The following is a 13,892-nucleotide window of genomic DNA, read 5'->3' as shown; positions in this document are numbered from 1 at the left end:
CAGGAGATCCGAGGCTCTGGGCCATAGGATGCACCTCCAAAATGCCGTGATGTAGCTCACGCATTACCCAGGGTGCCGATTAGCATGCACAGAGATGGATGCGATCGGTGTCGCCGTGATCGGATTCGGCTGGATGGGCCGAGTCCACACCCAGGCCTACCTCCGCCTACGACAGCACTATCCGGACCTGCCCCGGCCCGAACTGGTCGCCGTGGCCGACGACGTGCCCGGCCGAGCATCGGAAGCAGCCACCCGATACGGGTTCCAGATCGCCACCACCGACTGGCGTGACCTGCTCGAAGACCCGAGGATCGGTGCCGTCAGCATCACCGCGCCGAACTTCCTGCACCGCGAGATCGGCGCCGCGTTCGCGGCCACCGGACGGCACATCTGGATCGAGAAACCGGTCGGGCTCGACGCCGGCGACGCTCGCGCCATCGTCGGAAACGGACACGTCGCGGTCGGCTTCAACTACCGGCACGCGCCCGCGGTGCAGCGGGCCCGGGCCATCCTGCGGGACGGCGGGATCGGCGCGGTCACGCACGCCCGGTTCGCGTTCCTGAGCGACTACGCGTCCGCGCCGGACGGGGCTTTGACCTGGCGCTTTCTTCGCGCGTACGGCGGCAACGGCGTCCTCGGCGACCTGGGCGCCCACGCCGTCGACCTGATCCGGCACCTGCTCGGCGAGATCGACACGGTCACCGCGGCCGACACCGCGATCTTCATCCCGCGGCGGCCCGCGCCCGGCGGGGCGACCACCGGACACGAGCGCGGCACCGGGCCGCTGGGCACGGTCGAGAACGAGGACTGGTTCGCGGCGCTGCTCCGCGTCGGCGACACCCGGGTGACCGTCGAGGCGAGCCGGGTCGCGGTCGGCCGGCAGAACCACTACGGCTTCGACATCCACGGGACGGCCGGGATGCTGAGCTGGGACTTCCGCCGGATGGGGGAGCTGGTCGTGGACGGCCGCCCGGTCTTCGTGGGGCCCGGGGACGGGGAGTTCGGGGCGTTCCAGCCCGGGCCGGCCAACGCCATGAGCTACGACGACCTGAAGGTGATCGAGGCGGCGCTGTTCCTTCGCTCGATCGTCGAGGGTGTTCCCCACGGCGCGACCCTGCCCGACGCCATCCGCGCCGCCGAAGTGCTCGGCGACATCGCCCACCGGGCTACCGCGGAACCCTAGAACCGCGGCTCCGGTCACGCCGTACCCCGAAGAATCTGGTCGGCCGCGTTGGCCGGGCCGTCCGTCGCGTCGTAGAGCCGGCGAATCGCCTCGGCCGCGCGCCGATAGGCGGAATCGGTCAGAAGCTCGTGAGCCAGCGCCGTCAGGCGCGGCGTGCCGGCCTGCCGGGGCGCCACCCAGCGGGCCGCGCCACGCCGCTCCAGCAGGGTCACGTTGAGGTCCTGTTCGAGCTGCAGCGGCACGCCGAGCAGCGGAGTCCCGGCGGCCATGGCGGTCTGCACGCTGCCCTGGCCGCCGCCGGTGATCGCCAGGTCGACCCGGGGCATCACCAGGTGGCTGGGCAGGACACCGGCCACCAGGGTCCGGTCGTCGGCCAGATCGGCCAGGTCGTGAACCGTCCCGGCGACCAGGATCCGGGCCTTGAGCGGCCGCAACGCCCGGACGACGGCCCGGATCAGGGACGGCGGGCTGGACGTGATCGCGACGTAGACGATCGGACCGGGCCCGTCCAGGAAGGCCGCGACCTCGACCGGCAGCGGGATCGGCAGGTGGGCGAAGAGCGGGCCGGTCACCCGGAGCCGGGTCGACGGGCGGTAACCGCGCCCGGGCCGCCACGCCTCGATCTCCGCGGCGGGCACGCCCAGCACCTCGGGCACCTCGGTGACCAGGGTGAGGTCGCCGAGGACCAGCGCGGCCGTGCTCGGGATCCCGGGAATGCCCAGCTCACGGGCGATCCGATTGAATCCGCCACAGTAGAACTTGACCCGGGCCGGGAACCAGTTCGCCAGCCGGGCCGACCGCACCCCGAAGATCGGCGTGGACGGCGCGGGCAGCCGGCCCCGCTCGAACATCGGCGGGACCCAGCCGGCCGAGTGCTCGCCGACCAGCCGGACCCCGGCCAGCCGGGTCGAGAGCGTGGTGGTCAGCGAGAAGCCGGTGACCGCGGTCGTGATGCCGTGCGCGCGGAAGTACTCGGCCTCGGCGAGCACATAGGACCGCAGCTCGTCGTCGCTGTACGCGCTCTGCCAGACCGGGCCGCTGCTGGGTTGCTCCCGCAGGAAACGCGCGCATCGTGTGGCGTCCATCCGGGGGCCGATCAGGTCGTACTCGATACCGGCGGATCGCAGCGCGGACTCGTAGGTGCCGCCGTAGGTGGCGACGCGCGGCGTGATGCCCCGCTTCCCGAGGGCTCGGTGGATCTCGATGATGCGGGAGGTCCCGGACAGGTACGCGCAGTGCGGCAGCAGGCAGATCCCCGAACTCCGCAATATATTGCTGACCATGTGTGTAATATATTGCTGATGTCTCGCGCCGAACAGACCCTCTTCGATCTGGGCCCGGATTCGCGGCTCACGCCCCCGGTCCGGGCGTTCCGGCTCGCCCTGGTCCTGGGTCAGCGCCTGCGCTATCTGATGGACAATCGCCTGCGCGCCGACGGCCTGACCACGCAGCAGGCCGCGCTGCTCACCGCGGTCCGCGCACTCGGCACGCCGGCCCTCACCGAGGCCGCCGCGGCCATGGGCACCACCCATCAGAACGCGGCCCAGCTGGTCGCGGCGCTGGAACGCAAGGGCATGCTGCACGCCGAGCCGGACCCGGCCGACAAGCGCCGGCGACGCCTGGTCCCGACCGAGGCCGGCGCTCGCTACTGGTCGGAGCGCGACGCGGACGACGAGGCCGCGGTCGCCGAGTGGTTCGCCGCCCTGACGCCGGAGGAGCTGGCGACCTGGTCCGCGCTCAGTCAGAAGATCCTCGCGGGGTCCAGCTCGGGGCTCCCCCTTCCCGGAGCTGGACGACTTCCGCCGGGCTAGGCCGTCGCGGACGGCGACGCGGTGGGCGGCGGGCCACTCGGCGGCGGGCCGCTCGGTCCACCAGGCCCGCCCGGGCCGCCCGGCGGCATCCCACCCCCGGGTTCCTCCACCGCAGTCGGGTCGACGGTGATCACCAGCAGCGACACGTACCCGAAGCGCGGATCGCCGACGATCGTGGCCATCTCCCGGGCCGCCAGGTCGTCGCCGAAGACCATGTCGGAGGCGAGCGTGATCCGCTCCATGTTGGCGACGCTCTGCTCGTAACCGGGCGCCTCGGCGTAGATCCGGTCGGCCACGTCCTCCGGGAAGGCGATCTGCGAGGTCTTGCGGATCGGCCCGGCGCCGCTGGTCGCGTCGGTCAGCGAGGAGTAGACCTCGAAGTGGATGTGCGGCCACCGCCCGGTGTAGCAGGCCGGGAAGACGCTGGTGAAGGTGACTCGGCCGAACCGGTCGGTGACCTGGATGCCGCGCAGGTAGTTCTCCTCGGTCACCCCGTTCGAGTAGAGCGAGTACCGCCCCTCCCGGTCGCAGTGCCAGACGTAGACGGCCGCGCCGGCCAGCGGTTTGCAGTCGAGGTCGCGGACGACCAGGCTGAAGCTCAGCGGCACGCCGCCGGCCTTCGTGGTCGAGGCGCCGAACGACCGCCGGATGTCGCTGCGGACCACCCCGGACACCGTACGCACGTCGATGCCGTTGGAGCCGTCGGCCGGGAACGGGCCGGCCGTCTCCGACTCGACCTCCTCCAGGCAGCCGGTCGTCGCGGTCGCTGCCTCGGCCGTGCCGCCCGACATCACCGCGCCGCCGGCCAGGGCGATCGCCCCGGTGCCGCCGAGCACGGCGAGCATCCGCCGCCGGGACATGGTGCCGAGGTCGAACGCCAGCCCCTTGTCGTGGACGGCGCGGACGTACGCGTCGTTCTCCGACTCTGATCTCTCTGTCATGCTCTCTGCCTCCTGGTCGGCCGCTGATGGGCGGAGCACGCAGCAGAACATTGAACTCTATGAATGACCTGTGGTTGATCTCTCCCGGTTCATACCGGAACGGTCATAACGTCAGGCGGCCGGGTATGCCCGGGTTTCGCTGGCCTTGACGGCCGCCCACAACTCGCGCCCCGGCGCCAGATCGAGGTGCGCGGCCGCCGCCGGCGTGATGTCGGCGGCCACCACGATCGGCCCGTCCAGGCGAACCCGCAGGTTGTCGCCGTGCCGCTGAATGTCGGTGAGGACCGCCGGCCAGGTGTTGCGCGGGCTGCCGTCCGGCCGCTCCGGATGCAACGCGACCGCCGCCGGGGGAAAGGCCACGAACGCGTCGCCATGCACGGCGTCGGTCGCGGTCAGAACAAAATCCCCATCGAGGCGTACGGCGTGACCGTCGCCCTGTCCACGGAAGAGATTGAGCCCGACCAGCTGGGCGACATAGTCCGTACGCGGCCGGGCCGTGATCGTGGCCGCGTCCCCCTCCTGCACCACCCGGCCGCCCTCGATGATGATCAGCCGGTCGGCGAGCACCAGCGCGTCCAGCGGGTCGTGCGTGACCAGCAGCGTCGCGCCCGGATGGGCGCCCAGATGACGGTTCAGCTCGGCGCGGGTCTCCAGCCGGGTCCGCGCGTCGAGCGCGGCCAGCGGCTCGTCCAGCAGCAGGAGCACCGGGTCGACGGCGAGCGCCCGGGCCAGCGCGACCCGCTGCGCCTGACCGCCCGAGAGGTTCCGCGGTTTGCGCCGGGCGAGATCGGTCAGGCCGACGCGTTCCAGCCAGCGGTCGGCCGTCGCGTGGGCTGTGCGCCGGTCCACACCCTGCCGGCGCGGGCCGAAGGCCACGTTGTCGCGCGCGCTGAGGTGCGGAAAGAGCAGATAGTCCTGGAAGACGACACCGACCCGGCGACGCTCGGGCGGGGTGGCCGTGAGGTCGCGCCCGTCCACGGTGAGGTGGCCGCCGGAGAGCGGGGTGAGCCCGGCCAGCGCGCGCAGGGCGGTGGTCTTGCCGGCCCCGTTCGGCCCGAGCAGGGCCACCGTCTCGCCGCGGGCGATGGACAACTCGATGTCCAGCACGAACTCGCCGCGCCGGACCAGCAGGCGCGCGTCGAGCAGGGATGCGGTCATGGCGCGGTCAGCCACCGATCGCGCAGGGCGGCCAGGATCGTCACCGACACCGCCAGCAGGATCAGGCTCAACACCACCGCTCCGTCCAGGTCGCCGCTCTCCATGGTCTGGTAGACCGCGAGCGGCATCGTCTGCGTGATCCCCGGATAGTTCCCGGCGAAGGTGATCGTCGCCCCGAACTCGCCCAGCGCCCGCGCCCAGCAGAGCACCCCGCCGGCCGCGATCCCGGGCGCCACCAGCGGCAACGTCACGTGCGTGAACGTCGTCCACCGAGTCGCGCCGAGGGTGGCAGCGGCCTCCTCGTACCGCGTGTCGGCGCCCCGCAACGCGCCCTCGACCGAGATGACCAGGAACGGCAGCGCCACGAAGGCCTCGGCGATCACCACCCCGGCGGTGGTGAACGGCAGGGTCACCCCGAACGTCGAGTCCAGCCAGCTGCCGAGCAGGCCACGCCGGCCCAGCGCGAGCAGCAGCGCGATCCCGCCGACGACCGGCGGCAGCACCAGCGGCACCGTGATCAGCGCCCGGACCACGCGCCGGCCCGGGAAGGCGACCCGGGCCAGCACCCAGGCCAGCGGAACACCGAAGAACAGGCAGAGCAGCGTGGCCAGGCTCGCGGTGAGCAGCGAGAGCTTCAGCGCCTCGAGCACCCCGGGCTCGGTCAGCCGCTGGGGCAGGCTGGTCCACGGGGTGCGCCACAACAGGCCCGCCAGCGGCAGGACCAGGAAGATCAGCCCTCCGACGGCGGGCACGAGCAGCGCCCCCGGGACCCGCCCTTTCGTCATGGAGCCTGGAACCCCGCGGCGGTCAGCACGGTCTTGCCGTCGGCCGACAGGACATAGTCGACGAACGCCTGGCCGCCGGCCGCGTTGGTGGCCTTCTTCAGCACGACGATCGGATACTCGTTGATCGCCTTGTCCGACTCCGGGAACTCGACCGCGTCGACGTCGGCGGCCGAAGCCTTGGCGTCGGTGCGGTAGACCAGGGCCGCATCGACCTCACCGAGCTTGACCTTGGCGAGCGCGGCCTTCACGTCCTGCTCCAGGGTGACCGGGGTGAGCTTGACCCCGGACGCGTCGAGCGCCGTCTTGGCCGCGGCACCGCAGGGCACCGCCTCGGCGCAGAGCGCCACCTTGAGACCCGGCTTGGTCAGGTCGGCCAGCCCGGTGATCTGCTTCGGGTTGCCCTTGGCGACGGCGATCACCAGCTGATTCTTCACGAACGTGGTGGGCGCCCCGGCACCGTTGCCGGCATCGGTCACGGTCGCCATGTTCTTCGGCGCGGCCGAGGCGAACACGTCGGCCGGCGCGCCCTGGTTGATCTGCGTGGCCAGGGCCGAACTGCCGGCGAAGTTGAACTTCACCGTGGTGCCCTGGTGCGCCGCCTCGAACTGCTTGCCGAGCGTGGTGAACGACTCGGTCAGCGACGCCGCCGCGAACACGTTGATCGTGCCGGTGACCCCGGCGCTCGTGCTGCTCGAAGCCGGCGTGTCGGTTTTATCCCCGCAAGCTGCCAGCCCCAACGAAAGCACGGCCGCGAGACCCGCGACCGCAAGTTTGAGCTTCAACTGGTCCTCCCCAAAGTGGAACGCTCCACCACAACGGTGGTCGACTTGATCACGGCCACCGCCACCGAGCCGACCTGCAGGTCCAACTCGTCGACGGCCTCCCGGCTCATCAGCGACACCACCCGGAACGGGCCGGCCTGAATGTCCACCTGAGCCATGACGGTGTCCTTGACCACCGCGGTCACGATCCCGCGGAGCCGGTTGCGGGCCGACGAGCTGTCCTTGCGCTCATCCGGCTCGGCGGCCTGGGCCCGGACGAAACCGGCCAGATCCGCCCCGCCGATCACCCGGTGCCCGTGCTCGTCGCGGGACGCGGCGAGCCGGCCGGCATCGACCCAGCGGCGCACCGTGTCCGGGCTGACCCCGAGCAACTCGGCCGCCTCGCCGATCTGGAACACCGTCATGGCACTCACCCTAATCATTCGCAGTTGCCAGCCAACATGTCGTTTCTCACGCGCATACTCGATCGATCCCGCGCTGATGTGGCCGCACCTGCGACCCTGTGCCGCCCGCGTCGGCCGGCCCGGCGCCGGTGGCACATCATCGACAGGAGACCACGGACCCGTGACCGAGATGGAGCAGGCCACCATGACCGCACCGGCGCGCCGTCCGCACGGCCCCGGCATGCCGTGGGCCCAGGCCCTGGCCACCGCCCGTGACCTGGCCGGCCCGCTCCCCGCCGAGCGAACCACACCGGACGCCGCGATCGGCCGGATTCTCGCCGCGCCGCTGCGCGCGGCGGTCCCGGTGCCGGCGTTCGACACGGCCGCGATGGACGGCTACGCGGTCGCCGGTCCGGGCCCGTGGCGGGTCGCCGGGCGGCTCCTGGCCGGCTCCGATGCGCCGCCGAAACCCCTGGACAGCGGCGTGGCGACGGAGATCGGGACCGGTGCGGTGGTGCCCGTGGGGACGATCGCGATTCTTCCGTACGAACATTGCACCCGAGTCGACGACCAGGTCACCGGCGAGATCCGGAGTCCGCACGTCCGCCGGGCGGGCGAGGACCTGACCCCCGGGGACCTGCTCGTCGACGCCGGACGCCCGGTCACCGCGACCACGGCCGCCGCGGCCGTCCAGGCCGGTGTCGAGGAACTGCTCACCCACCGCCCGCCGACGGTCGCGCTGTTCGTGACCGGCGACGAGGTGATCACCAGCGGACAACCCGGCCCGGGCCAGGTCCGGGACAGTTTCACCGGACTGATCACCGCGGTCACCGCGCGGGCCGGCGGCCGGCTGCTCGGCCGCACCCGGCTGCCCGACCACCCGTCGGCGCTGGAGATGGCCCTGACCGGCGCGGACGCCGACGTGATCGCGGTGAGCGGCTCGTCGTCGGCCGGGGCGGCCGATCATCTGCAGCGGGTGCTGGGCTCGCTGGACGCCACGTGGCACGTGCGCGGGGTGGCCTGCCGGCCCGGGCATCCGCAAGGACTGGCCGAACTGCCGGGCGGGCGGTGGGTGGTCAGCCTGCCGGGCAATCCGTACGCGGGACTGGTGGCCGCCCTCACCCTGCTCGAACCGCTGCTGTCGGCTCTCGCGGGGCGGTCGCCCGAGTCGCCGCCCGTGGTGCCGGTGACCGGTGAGACGCCGCTGTACTCCATGGGCGTACGTCTCGTGCCGGTGAGTGGAACCAGAATCGTGCCCGGCGCTCGCGCCGGAAGCCTGCACACGGCGGCGGCCGCGGATTTTCTCGCCGTCCTCCCGGCCACCTGGCAGTCCGGAGACCCGGCCCCTCTCCTCAAGATCCCGTGAACTGGAACTTCTAGTTTTTTGCCGGAGACGGGCAACCTTTTCGGGGCGAACGGCCACCACCACGCATGACCCCCATCTCGCACCGTCCCCCGACCTCACGGAAGCGTCGCAAGGCCCTGGCCGGTGGCCTCGCCTCGGTCGCGGTGCTGGCCGGCATCGGCCTGCTCGGCGGCCAGCCCTGGGCCAGCGCCGCCGCCAACATCACGTTCGACACCGGCACCGGCGTCACCTTCGTGGTCAACAGCACGAACGGCAACATGACGTCGCTGACCCACAACGGCACCGAGCTGACCGCTTCCGGTCTGGCCGCCGGGCAGTTCGAGTCCGGCTGGTCGTCGGCCACGGTCACCAGCCAGACGTTCAACAGCGGCAGCTCGATCCTGGTCAGCGCCACCAACTCGTCGATCGGCGTGACCCAGTACTACTTCGCGCGCAAGAACGACAACACGGTCTACATGGCCACGAACATCACCAAGGCGCTGAACCCGGGTGAGGCCCGGTTCATCACCCGGCTGAAGAGTTCGCTGCTCACCACGTCCCCGGTGGCCGCGAAGACCGCCGGCACCACGACCACGGTCGAAGGTTCGGACGTGTTCGCGTTCGCCAGTGGGCAGACCGCGTCGAAGTTCTTCAGCTCGCAGCGGCTGATCACGCAGACCCCGTTCGGGGCGAGCGGGAACGGTCACGGGGCGTACATCATCGCCGGTAACAACGACATGACCTCGGGCGGCCCGTTCTTCCGGGACATCGAGGTCAACGACACCGGGACCGCGGTCAACATCACGCACTACATGTTCAGCGGCCACCAGCAGACCGAGGCGCTGCGGCTGGGCCTGCACGGTCCGTACGCGCTGGCCCTGACCGACGGCACGTCACCGACCGTGCACAGCATGGACTTCCTCAGCTCGTACATCCCCGGCCTGCTCTCGAACGCCCAGCGCGGCGGCGTCAGCGGCACCGCGAGCGGCACGTGGAACGGCCTCAAAGCCACAGTTGGCCTGGCCGGCACCAACGGTCAGTACTGGGGCTCGGTCAAATCCGGCCAGTTCGTGATCGGTCACATCAAGCCGGGCACGTACACGGCCACGCTCTACGCCGGTGAGCTCGCCGTCGGCACCCCCAAGACGATCACGGTGACCGCGGCCGCGACCACGTCGCTGGCGATGACCGGCAGCGTCCCCGCCGCCGGCACACTGTTCCAACTCGGCACGTTCGACGGCACCCCGGCCGGCTTCCTGAACGCCGACAAGATCGAGACGATGCACCCGTCCGACACGCGCATGTCGTCGTGGACGGCGAGCAGCTACAGCGCGACCGACGCGGCGAAATTCCCGATGGCCGAATTCAAGTCCGTGAACTCGCCGATGGCGCTGAACTTCACCCTCACCTCAGTACCGGCCAACGGCGTCAAACTGCGCATCGGCACCACGTCCAGCTTCGCCGGCGGCCGGCCCGCGGTCACCATCGGCAGCTACTCGTCACCCGCCTCGGCCTCCCCGGCACCGACCAATCTGGACTCCCGCAACGTCACCCGCGGCACGTGGCGCGGCATCAACACCACCTACACGTTCACCATCCCGGCCGGCGCCCTCAAGACCGGCACGAACACGTTCTCCATCTCCACCATCAGCGGCAGCAGCGGCGCCACATTCCTCAGCCCCAACTTCATCTTCGACGCGCTCGCCCTCGACCCCGCCTGACCCCCAACCCCTCAGCCCCAGCCGCAACCACTCAGCTGGCCGCGAGGGCCGCCCCCCACCGCGCGAACCAACCCTCAGCGCCAGCCGCAACTGCCCAGCTGGTGCTGAGGGTTGCTTCCGGCGGTGCGAGGCAGCCGTGAGTGCCAGCTGCGACTGCCCGGCTGGTGCTGAGGGTTGCTTCCGAGGGCGCGAGGCAGCCATGAGCGCCAGCTGCGGAGATCCGGCTGGCGCTGAGGGCTGGTTCGCGCGGTGCGAGGCAGCCGTGAGTGCCAGCTGCGGCGGCTCGGCTGGGGCTCGCGGCTGCCACGCGCGGTATGAGCCGGCTGCGGCAAGGGTGTGTGGGCCGTGCTGGGAACGGGGTGGGTCAGAGGAACAGTTGGAGGATGGAGGCGCCGCCGCAGGCGAGGACCAGGACTGCGGCCGCGATGAGGCCGAGGATGGTCAACGGCTGGCGGCCGTCGAGGAGGCCGGGGCGGCTGGGCGGTGTGGAGACCGGCCGGGCCGATCCGGCGTACCGTGACGGGCCACCCGGCGCGCTCGCCGCATCCGGGAAGGCCGGTGGCCGTGCCGACCCGGCGAACTTCGAGCGGCCCGCTTCCCCGGCGCTGAAGCGGCCCGCCTCCGCCGCCACCCCGGCCCAGCCCCCTTCGGCGGCGTTCCCGGCTCGGCCCGTTCCGGTCGCCATCCCGGCCCGGCCGGCCTCGGGCGTGTTCCCGGTTCGGGCTGGTCCGGGGGTGTTTGCGGCTCGGGCTGGTTCGGCGGCCATGGCGGCTCGGCCGGTGGGGGTGGGGGAGAGGTGGGTGAGGAGGCGGGTCGGGGTGGTGCTGTCGGTGCTGCGCAGGTGGCGGCACAGGTTGATGATCTCGTCGGGGGAGGGGCGGGCCGCCGGGTTGGCTGCCACGCACGAGCGGATCACCGCGGCCAGCGCCGGGTCGACGCCGTCGAGGTCGATCTGTTCGCGGATCAGCCGTACGTAGATTGCCTGGAAGGACCCTTCCCCGTACGGCCGCCGGCCGGTCGCCGCGTAGGCCATGGTGACGCCGAGCGCGAACACGTCGGTGGCCGGTGTGAGGTCGTCGCCGTCGACCATTTCCGGCGCGATGTAGCCGGGCGTGCCCATGGACACTCCGGTGAGCGTGAAGCCGCTCACCCCGGCCGAGCGTGCGAGACCGAAATCGATCAGCTGGGGGCCGGTTGCCGAGAGGATGACGTTCTGGGGTTTGAGGTCGCGGTGGCAGATGCCGTGCCGGTGGATGTCGACCAGGCCTTCGGCGACGGCGGCCATCACTTCGGCGCATCGGGCCGGTGGCATCGGGCCGTCGGCTTTGACCGCGGCGGACAGGGTGGGGCCGGGGATGTATTCGGTCGCCATCCAGTACGGGGCCGTGGTCAGTTCGGAGTCGATCAGCGCGGCCGTGTACGCGCTGCGCACCGTCCCGACCATGGCCACCTCGCGCCGGAACCGGGCTACCGCCTCGCGGTGTTCCAGGTATTCCGAGCTGATGACCTTGATCGCGGCCGGGCGTCCGCCGGGCGAGCGTCCCAGGTAGACGGTTCCCATTCCGCCGCTACCGAGGGTCGCCTCGATCTCGTACCGGCCGACCCGCAGTGGCTCGCCGGGCAGCAGTGGCCGCATAGATCCGCAATCCCTTCGGCTGTTGATCAGCAAGAGCCTCGCACATGGTTGCAGATGAATGGAAAACCTTCCGCACCGGACGACAGTCGCGTTCCGGACGATTGGCCGATCACCCCTTTTGCCCCCCGATACGCCTTAGCCGCACGTCATCGCCTCTATAGAGGAAATGACCGACATTTCCGGCCAGTGATCGACGTTCGACCCATGATCGCCCGGATCCGGGCGCGGGGCAGTCGCCTACCGGACCCTCTCGCGATCAGGAAGTTTCCTCAACAGGCGTATCAGAATCGGCCCGGAGACGCCGCCGGCCGCCCCGAAGGCGGCCGGCGAGAAAAGAACGCACGAGGGTCAGGCCGCGGAGACCAGATCCTCCGGGTACGCGGTACCGAGCTCCTGGAACACGGCCGCGTTCAGCGTGAACGCCAGCTGCGACTCGGCCACCAGCGCGTCGAGCTCGGACTCGGGCAGGTCGAGCGCGTCCAGCCGAGCCCGGTACACCATCTTGTAGGCCTTCGGGTCGGCGATCTGTCCGAAGTGGTAGAACGCTGTGCCCAGCGTCCCCAGGTTGTAGGTCGCGGCCACCTTGCGCCCGACGAGCTGCCCGCCGGACAGGTCGCCCAGGTAGCGCACGTAGTGGTGGGCCACGAAGTGGGCCGGCGAGGTGTAGCAGTGCTCCCGCAGCCGCTCGGCGTAACGCCGGGTCGCCTCGACCGGTGCGACCCGCGCCTCCCAGTTGGGCCCGTACAGGTGGGCGAGATCGGACTCCAGGGCGGCGACGCGGGACAGGGCCGGGTCGGCGAAGTCCCCGGCGACCGGGTTGTCGCGCATCGCTACCGCGGCCGCTTCCAGCTCCCGGTAGATGATCAGGTACTGCGCGGTGAGCGCGGCGAACCCGGCGGCCGGGACCGTGCCACCCATCAGCCGGGCGATGAAGCTCCGGGTCTCGGCGTCGCGGTGCTCGGACATGGTGGCCTTGCGCAGGCGTGCGGCGAATCCGGTCATCGGTCGGCTCGTCCTTCCTGGTGGTCGTGAGGAGGAAGCACGACGGGCTGATACCCGATCATGCGGCGGGGGCGGGGACGGTGTCCAGGGCGGCGACGCGGGCACGCCGTCGTTTGACAAAAATCCGGATTATTACGTACGAAATGAGCACGCCCAGCAGAGCGACGAGGGCCCAGGGCCAGGCCCAGACGCCGGTGCCGCGCGAGATCGAGGGCAGTTTCTGGTCGAACGAGGCCGGGACCACGGACACGTCGGCGGCGAGCCGGACCGTCGGCTGCACACCGAGGATCTTCTCGGTCACCGTCACCGAGCCGCCGGGCAGCAGCTCGGGGATCTCCATCCCGCCGGTGCGGGCCAGCTCCCAGCCGAACGGGCCGGTCACCCGCACGGTTCCGGTGCCGCTGAGGCGCAGGTTGCCCGTGTTGTGGACGAGGTACTTCACGGTCATGACGCCGCCGTCGGCCGGATTCGTGGACTGGGCGTACTCAAGACGTACGGAATCAATTTTTAATGTCGGCGCGACAGCGCCCGCCACGGTGAGGTAGACGCGGGCCGCGACCCGGCGGTCGACCAGGACTTTCTGGCCGTTGGCGGCGGCCTGCTCCTCGGCGATGGAGGCGACCACCCCGCCGGCGTGATCACCGGGGGTGGCGTCGGCCGGCACCGAGATCGCGAACGGGACGTCCAGCCGGGTGTTGGCCGGAACGGTGTACCGAGCCGCGCCCAGCGTCATCCAGGAACCGATGTCGGTCGGCTTCTGCACGGCCGGGAGCAGCGCGAACGAGCCGTCGTCGGTGGTGTACGCGTCGGTGCCGTACACCGAGAAGGTCAGTGGCCGTGCGGTCAGGTTGGTCACGCCGACGTAGTCGGTCAGTCGCTCGCCGGGGGCGGCCCGCCGGATGATGTAGTCCCGCCCGTCCGGCCCCTTCGCCGTCGACGGCTGCACCGACCAGCGCACGTCCGAGCCGCCCGTCGCGGCCGGCGAGGGCGCGGCGCTGGGCTGCGCGGGCGCCGCCTCGGCCGGCGCGGGCGCCGGAACGAGCAGAAGTACGGCGGCCAGCACGCCACGTACGACCATGGTGCTCCTTACGATGGGTGCGGGCCGGCCGGGAATCGTTGCGGAATTCCCGGCCGGTTCCCCGCCC

13 protein-coding genes are annotated in these 13,892 nt (G+C 71.3%); 4 read left to right on the top strand and 9 right to left on the bottom strand.

Going from position 1 to position 13,892, the window contains the following annotated elements:
* Positions 1–94 precede the first annotated feature (94 nt).
* Positions 95–1,183 carry a Gfo/Idh/MocA family protein gene (locus ACSHV8_RS38980; RefSeq protein ID WP_436524324.1) on the top strand — a complete coding sequence of 363 codons (1,089 nt, stop codon included), beginning with the start codon at positions 95–97 and terminating at the stop codon, positions 1,181–1,183.
* A 14-nt stretch (positions 1,184–1,197) separates the two neighbouring features.
* Here ACSHV8_RS38980 and ACSHV8_RS38975 read toward each other — a convergent pair whose 3' ends face one another.
* Positions 1,198–2,466 (bottom strand): glycosyltransferase, encoded by a 1,269-nt coding sequence (locus tag ACSHV8_RS38975; protein WP_436524322.1) that lies wholly within the window; start codon positions 2,464–2,466, stop codon positions 1,198–1,200.
* 18 nt (positions 2,467–2,484) lie between these two features.
* Between ACSHV8_RS38975 and ACSHV8_RS38970 the strand changes: the two genes are divergently transcribed.
* Complete coding sequence (locus tag ACSHV8_RS38970) at positions 2,485–2,994, top strand: MarR family winged helix-turn-helix transcriptional regulator (protein WP_436524320.1); 510 nt, start codon at positions 2,485–2,487, stop codon at positions 2,992–2,994.
* On the opposite strand, the gene ACSHV8_RS38965 is transcribed toward ACSHV8_RS38970, so the two are convergent.
* The 5 genes from ACSHV8_RS38965 to ACSHV8_RS38945 all read right to left on the bottom strand — a co-directional run bounded on the left by ACSHV8_RS38965 (position 2,991) and on the right by ACSHV8_RS38945 (position 7,064).
* Positions 2,991–3,935, bottom strand: a complete 945-nt coding sequence (locus ACSHV8_RS38965; RefSeq protein WP_436524318.1) for an intradiol ring-cleavage dioxygenase — start codon at positions 3,933–3,935, stop codon at positions 2,991–2,993. The two genes, ACSHV8_RS38970 and ACSHV8_RS38965, sit on opposite strands and share 4 nt — an antisense overlap.
* A gap of 111 nt (positions 3,936–4,046) precedes the next feature.
* Complete coding sequence (locus tag ACSHV8_RS38960) at positions 4,047–5,093, bottom strand: ABC transporter ATP-binding protein (RefSeq protein ID WP_436524316.1); 1,047 nt, start codon at positions 5,091–5,093, stop codon at positions 4,047–4,049.
* A complete protein-coding gene (locus ACSHV8_RS38955) occupies positions 5,090–5,878 on the bottom strand; it encodes an ABC transporter permease (RefSeq protein ID WP_436524314.1) in 789 nt (262 codons plus the stop codon). The genes ACSHV8_RS38960 and ACSHV8_RS38955 overlap by 4 nt, the downstream gene beginning before the upstream one ends.
* The gene (modA, locus tag ACSHV8_RS38950) at positions 5,875–6,660 is read right to left on the bottom strand and encodes a molybdate ABC transporter substrate-binding protein (protein WP_436524312.1); all 786 of its coding nucleotides are present in this window, start codon (positions 6,658–6,660) and stop codon (positions 5,875–5,877) included. The genes ACSHV8_RS38955 and modA overlap by 4 nt, the downstream gene beginning before the upstream one ends.
* Positions 6,657–7,064, bottom strand: coding sequence for a TOBE domain-containing protein (locus ACSHV8_RS38945; protein ID WP_436524310.1), 408 nt, complete (start codon positions 7,062–7,064; stop codon positions 6,657–6,659). The genes modA and ACSHV8_RS38945 overlap by 4 nt, the downstream gene beginning before the upstream one ends.
* A 169-nt stretch (positions 7,065–7,233) precedes the next feature.
* On the opposite strand from ACSHV8_RS38945, the gene ACSHV8_RS38940 reads away from it, so the two are divergent.
* Entirely contained in the window at positions 7,234–8,409 is a 1,176-nt protein-coding gene (locus tag ACSHV8_RS38940; RefSeq protein ID WP_436537106.1) for a molybdopterin molybdotransferase MoeA, read from the top strand.
* A 65-nt stretch (positions 8,410–8,474) separates the two neighbouring features.
* The gene (locus tag ACSHV8_RS38935; protein ID WP_436524308.1) at positions 8,475–10,109 is read left to right on the top strand and encodes a rhamnogalacturonan lyase B N-terminal domain-containing protein; all 1,635 of its coding nucleotides are present in this window, start codon (positions 8,475–8,477) and stop codon (positions 10,107–10,109) included.
* 364 nt (positions 10,110–10,473) lie between these two features.
* Here ACSHV8_RS38935 and ACSHV8_RS38930 read toward each other — a convergent pair whose 3' ends face one another.
* The 3 genes from ACSHV8_RS38930 to ACSHV8_RS38920 all read right to left on the bottom strand — a co-directional run bounded on the left by ACSHV8_RS38930 (position 10,474) and on the right by ACSHV8_RS38920 (position 13,825).
* Positions 10,474–11,745, bottom strand: a complete 1,272-nt coding sequence (locus tag ACSHV8_RS38930; RefSeq protein WP_436524306.1) for a serine/threonine-protein kinase — start codon at positions 11,743–11,745, stop codon at positions 10,474–10,476.
* 348 nt (positions 11,746–12,093) lie between these two features.
* Positions 12,094–12,747 carry a heme oxygenase (biliverdin-producing) gene (locus ACSHV8_RS38925; RefSeq protein WP_436524304.1) on the bottom strand — a complete coding sequence of 218 codons (654 nt, stop codon included), beginning with the start codon at positions 12,745–12,747 and terminating at the stop codon, positions 12,094–12,096.
* A 58-nt stretch (positions 12,748–12,805) separates the two neighbouring features.
* Positions 12,806–13,825: a WxL protein peptidoglycan domain-containing protein gene (locus ACSHV8_RS38920; RefSeq protein ID WP_436524302.1), complete on the bottom strand. Its 1,020-nt coding sequence runs from the start codon at positions 13,823–13,825 to the stop codon at positions 12,806–12,808.
* Positions 13,826–13,892: the final 67 nt, after the last annotated feature.

The organism is Actinoplanes sp. HUAS TT8, from assembly GCF_051380535.1.
Lineage (GTDB): Bacteria > Actinomycetota > Actinomycetes > Mycobacteriales > Micromonosporaceae > Actinoplanes.
Note: the sequence above shows the minus strand (reverse complement) of the source record. Positions and strands in the feature narration are given on the sequence as shown.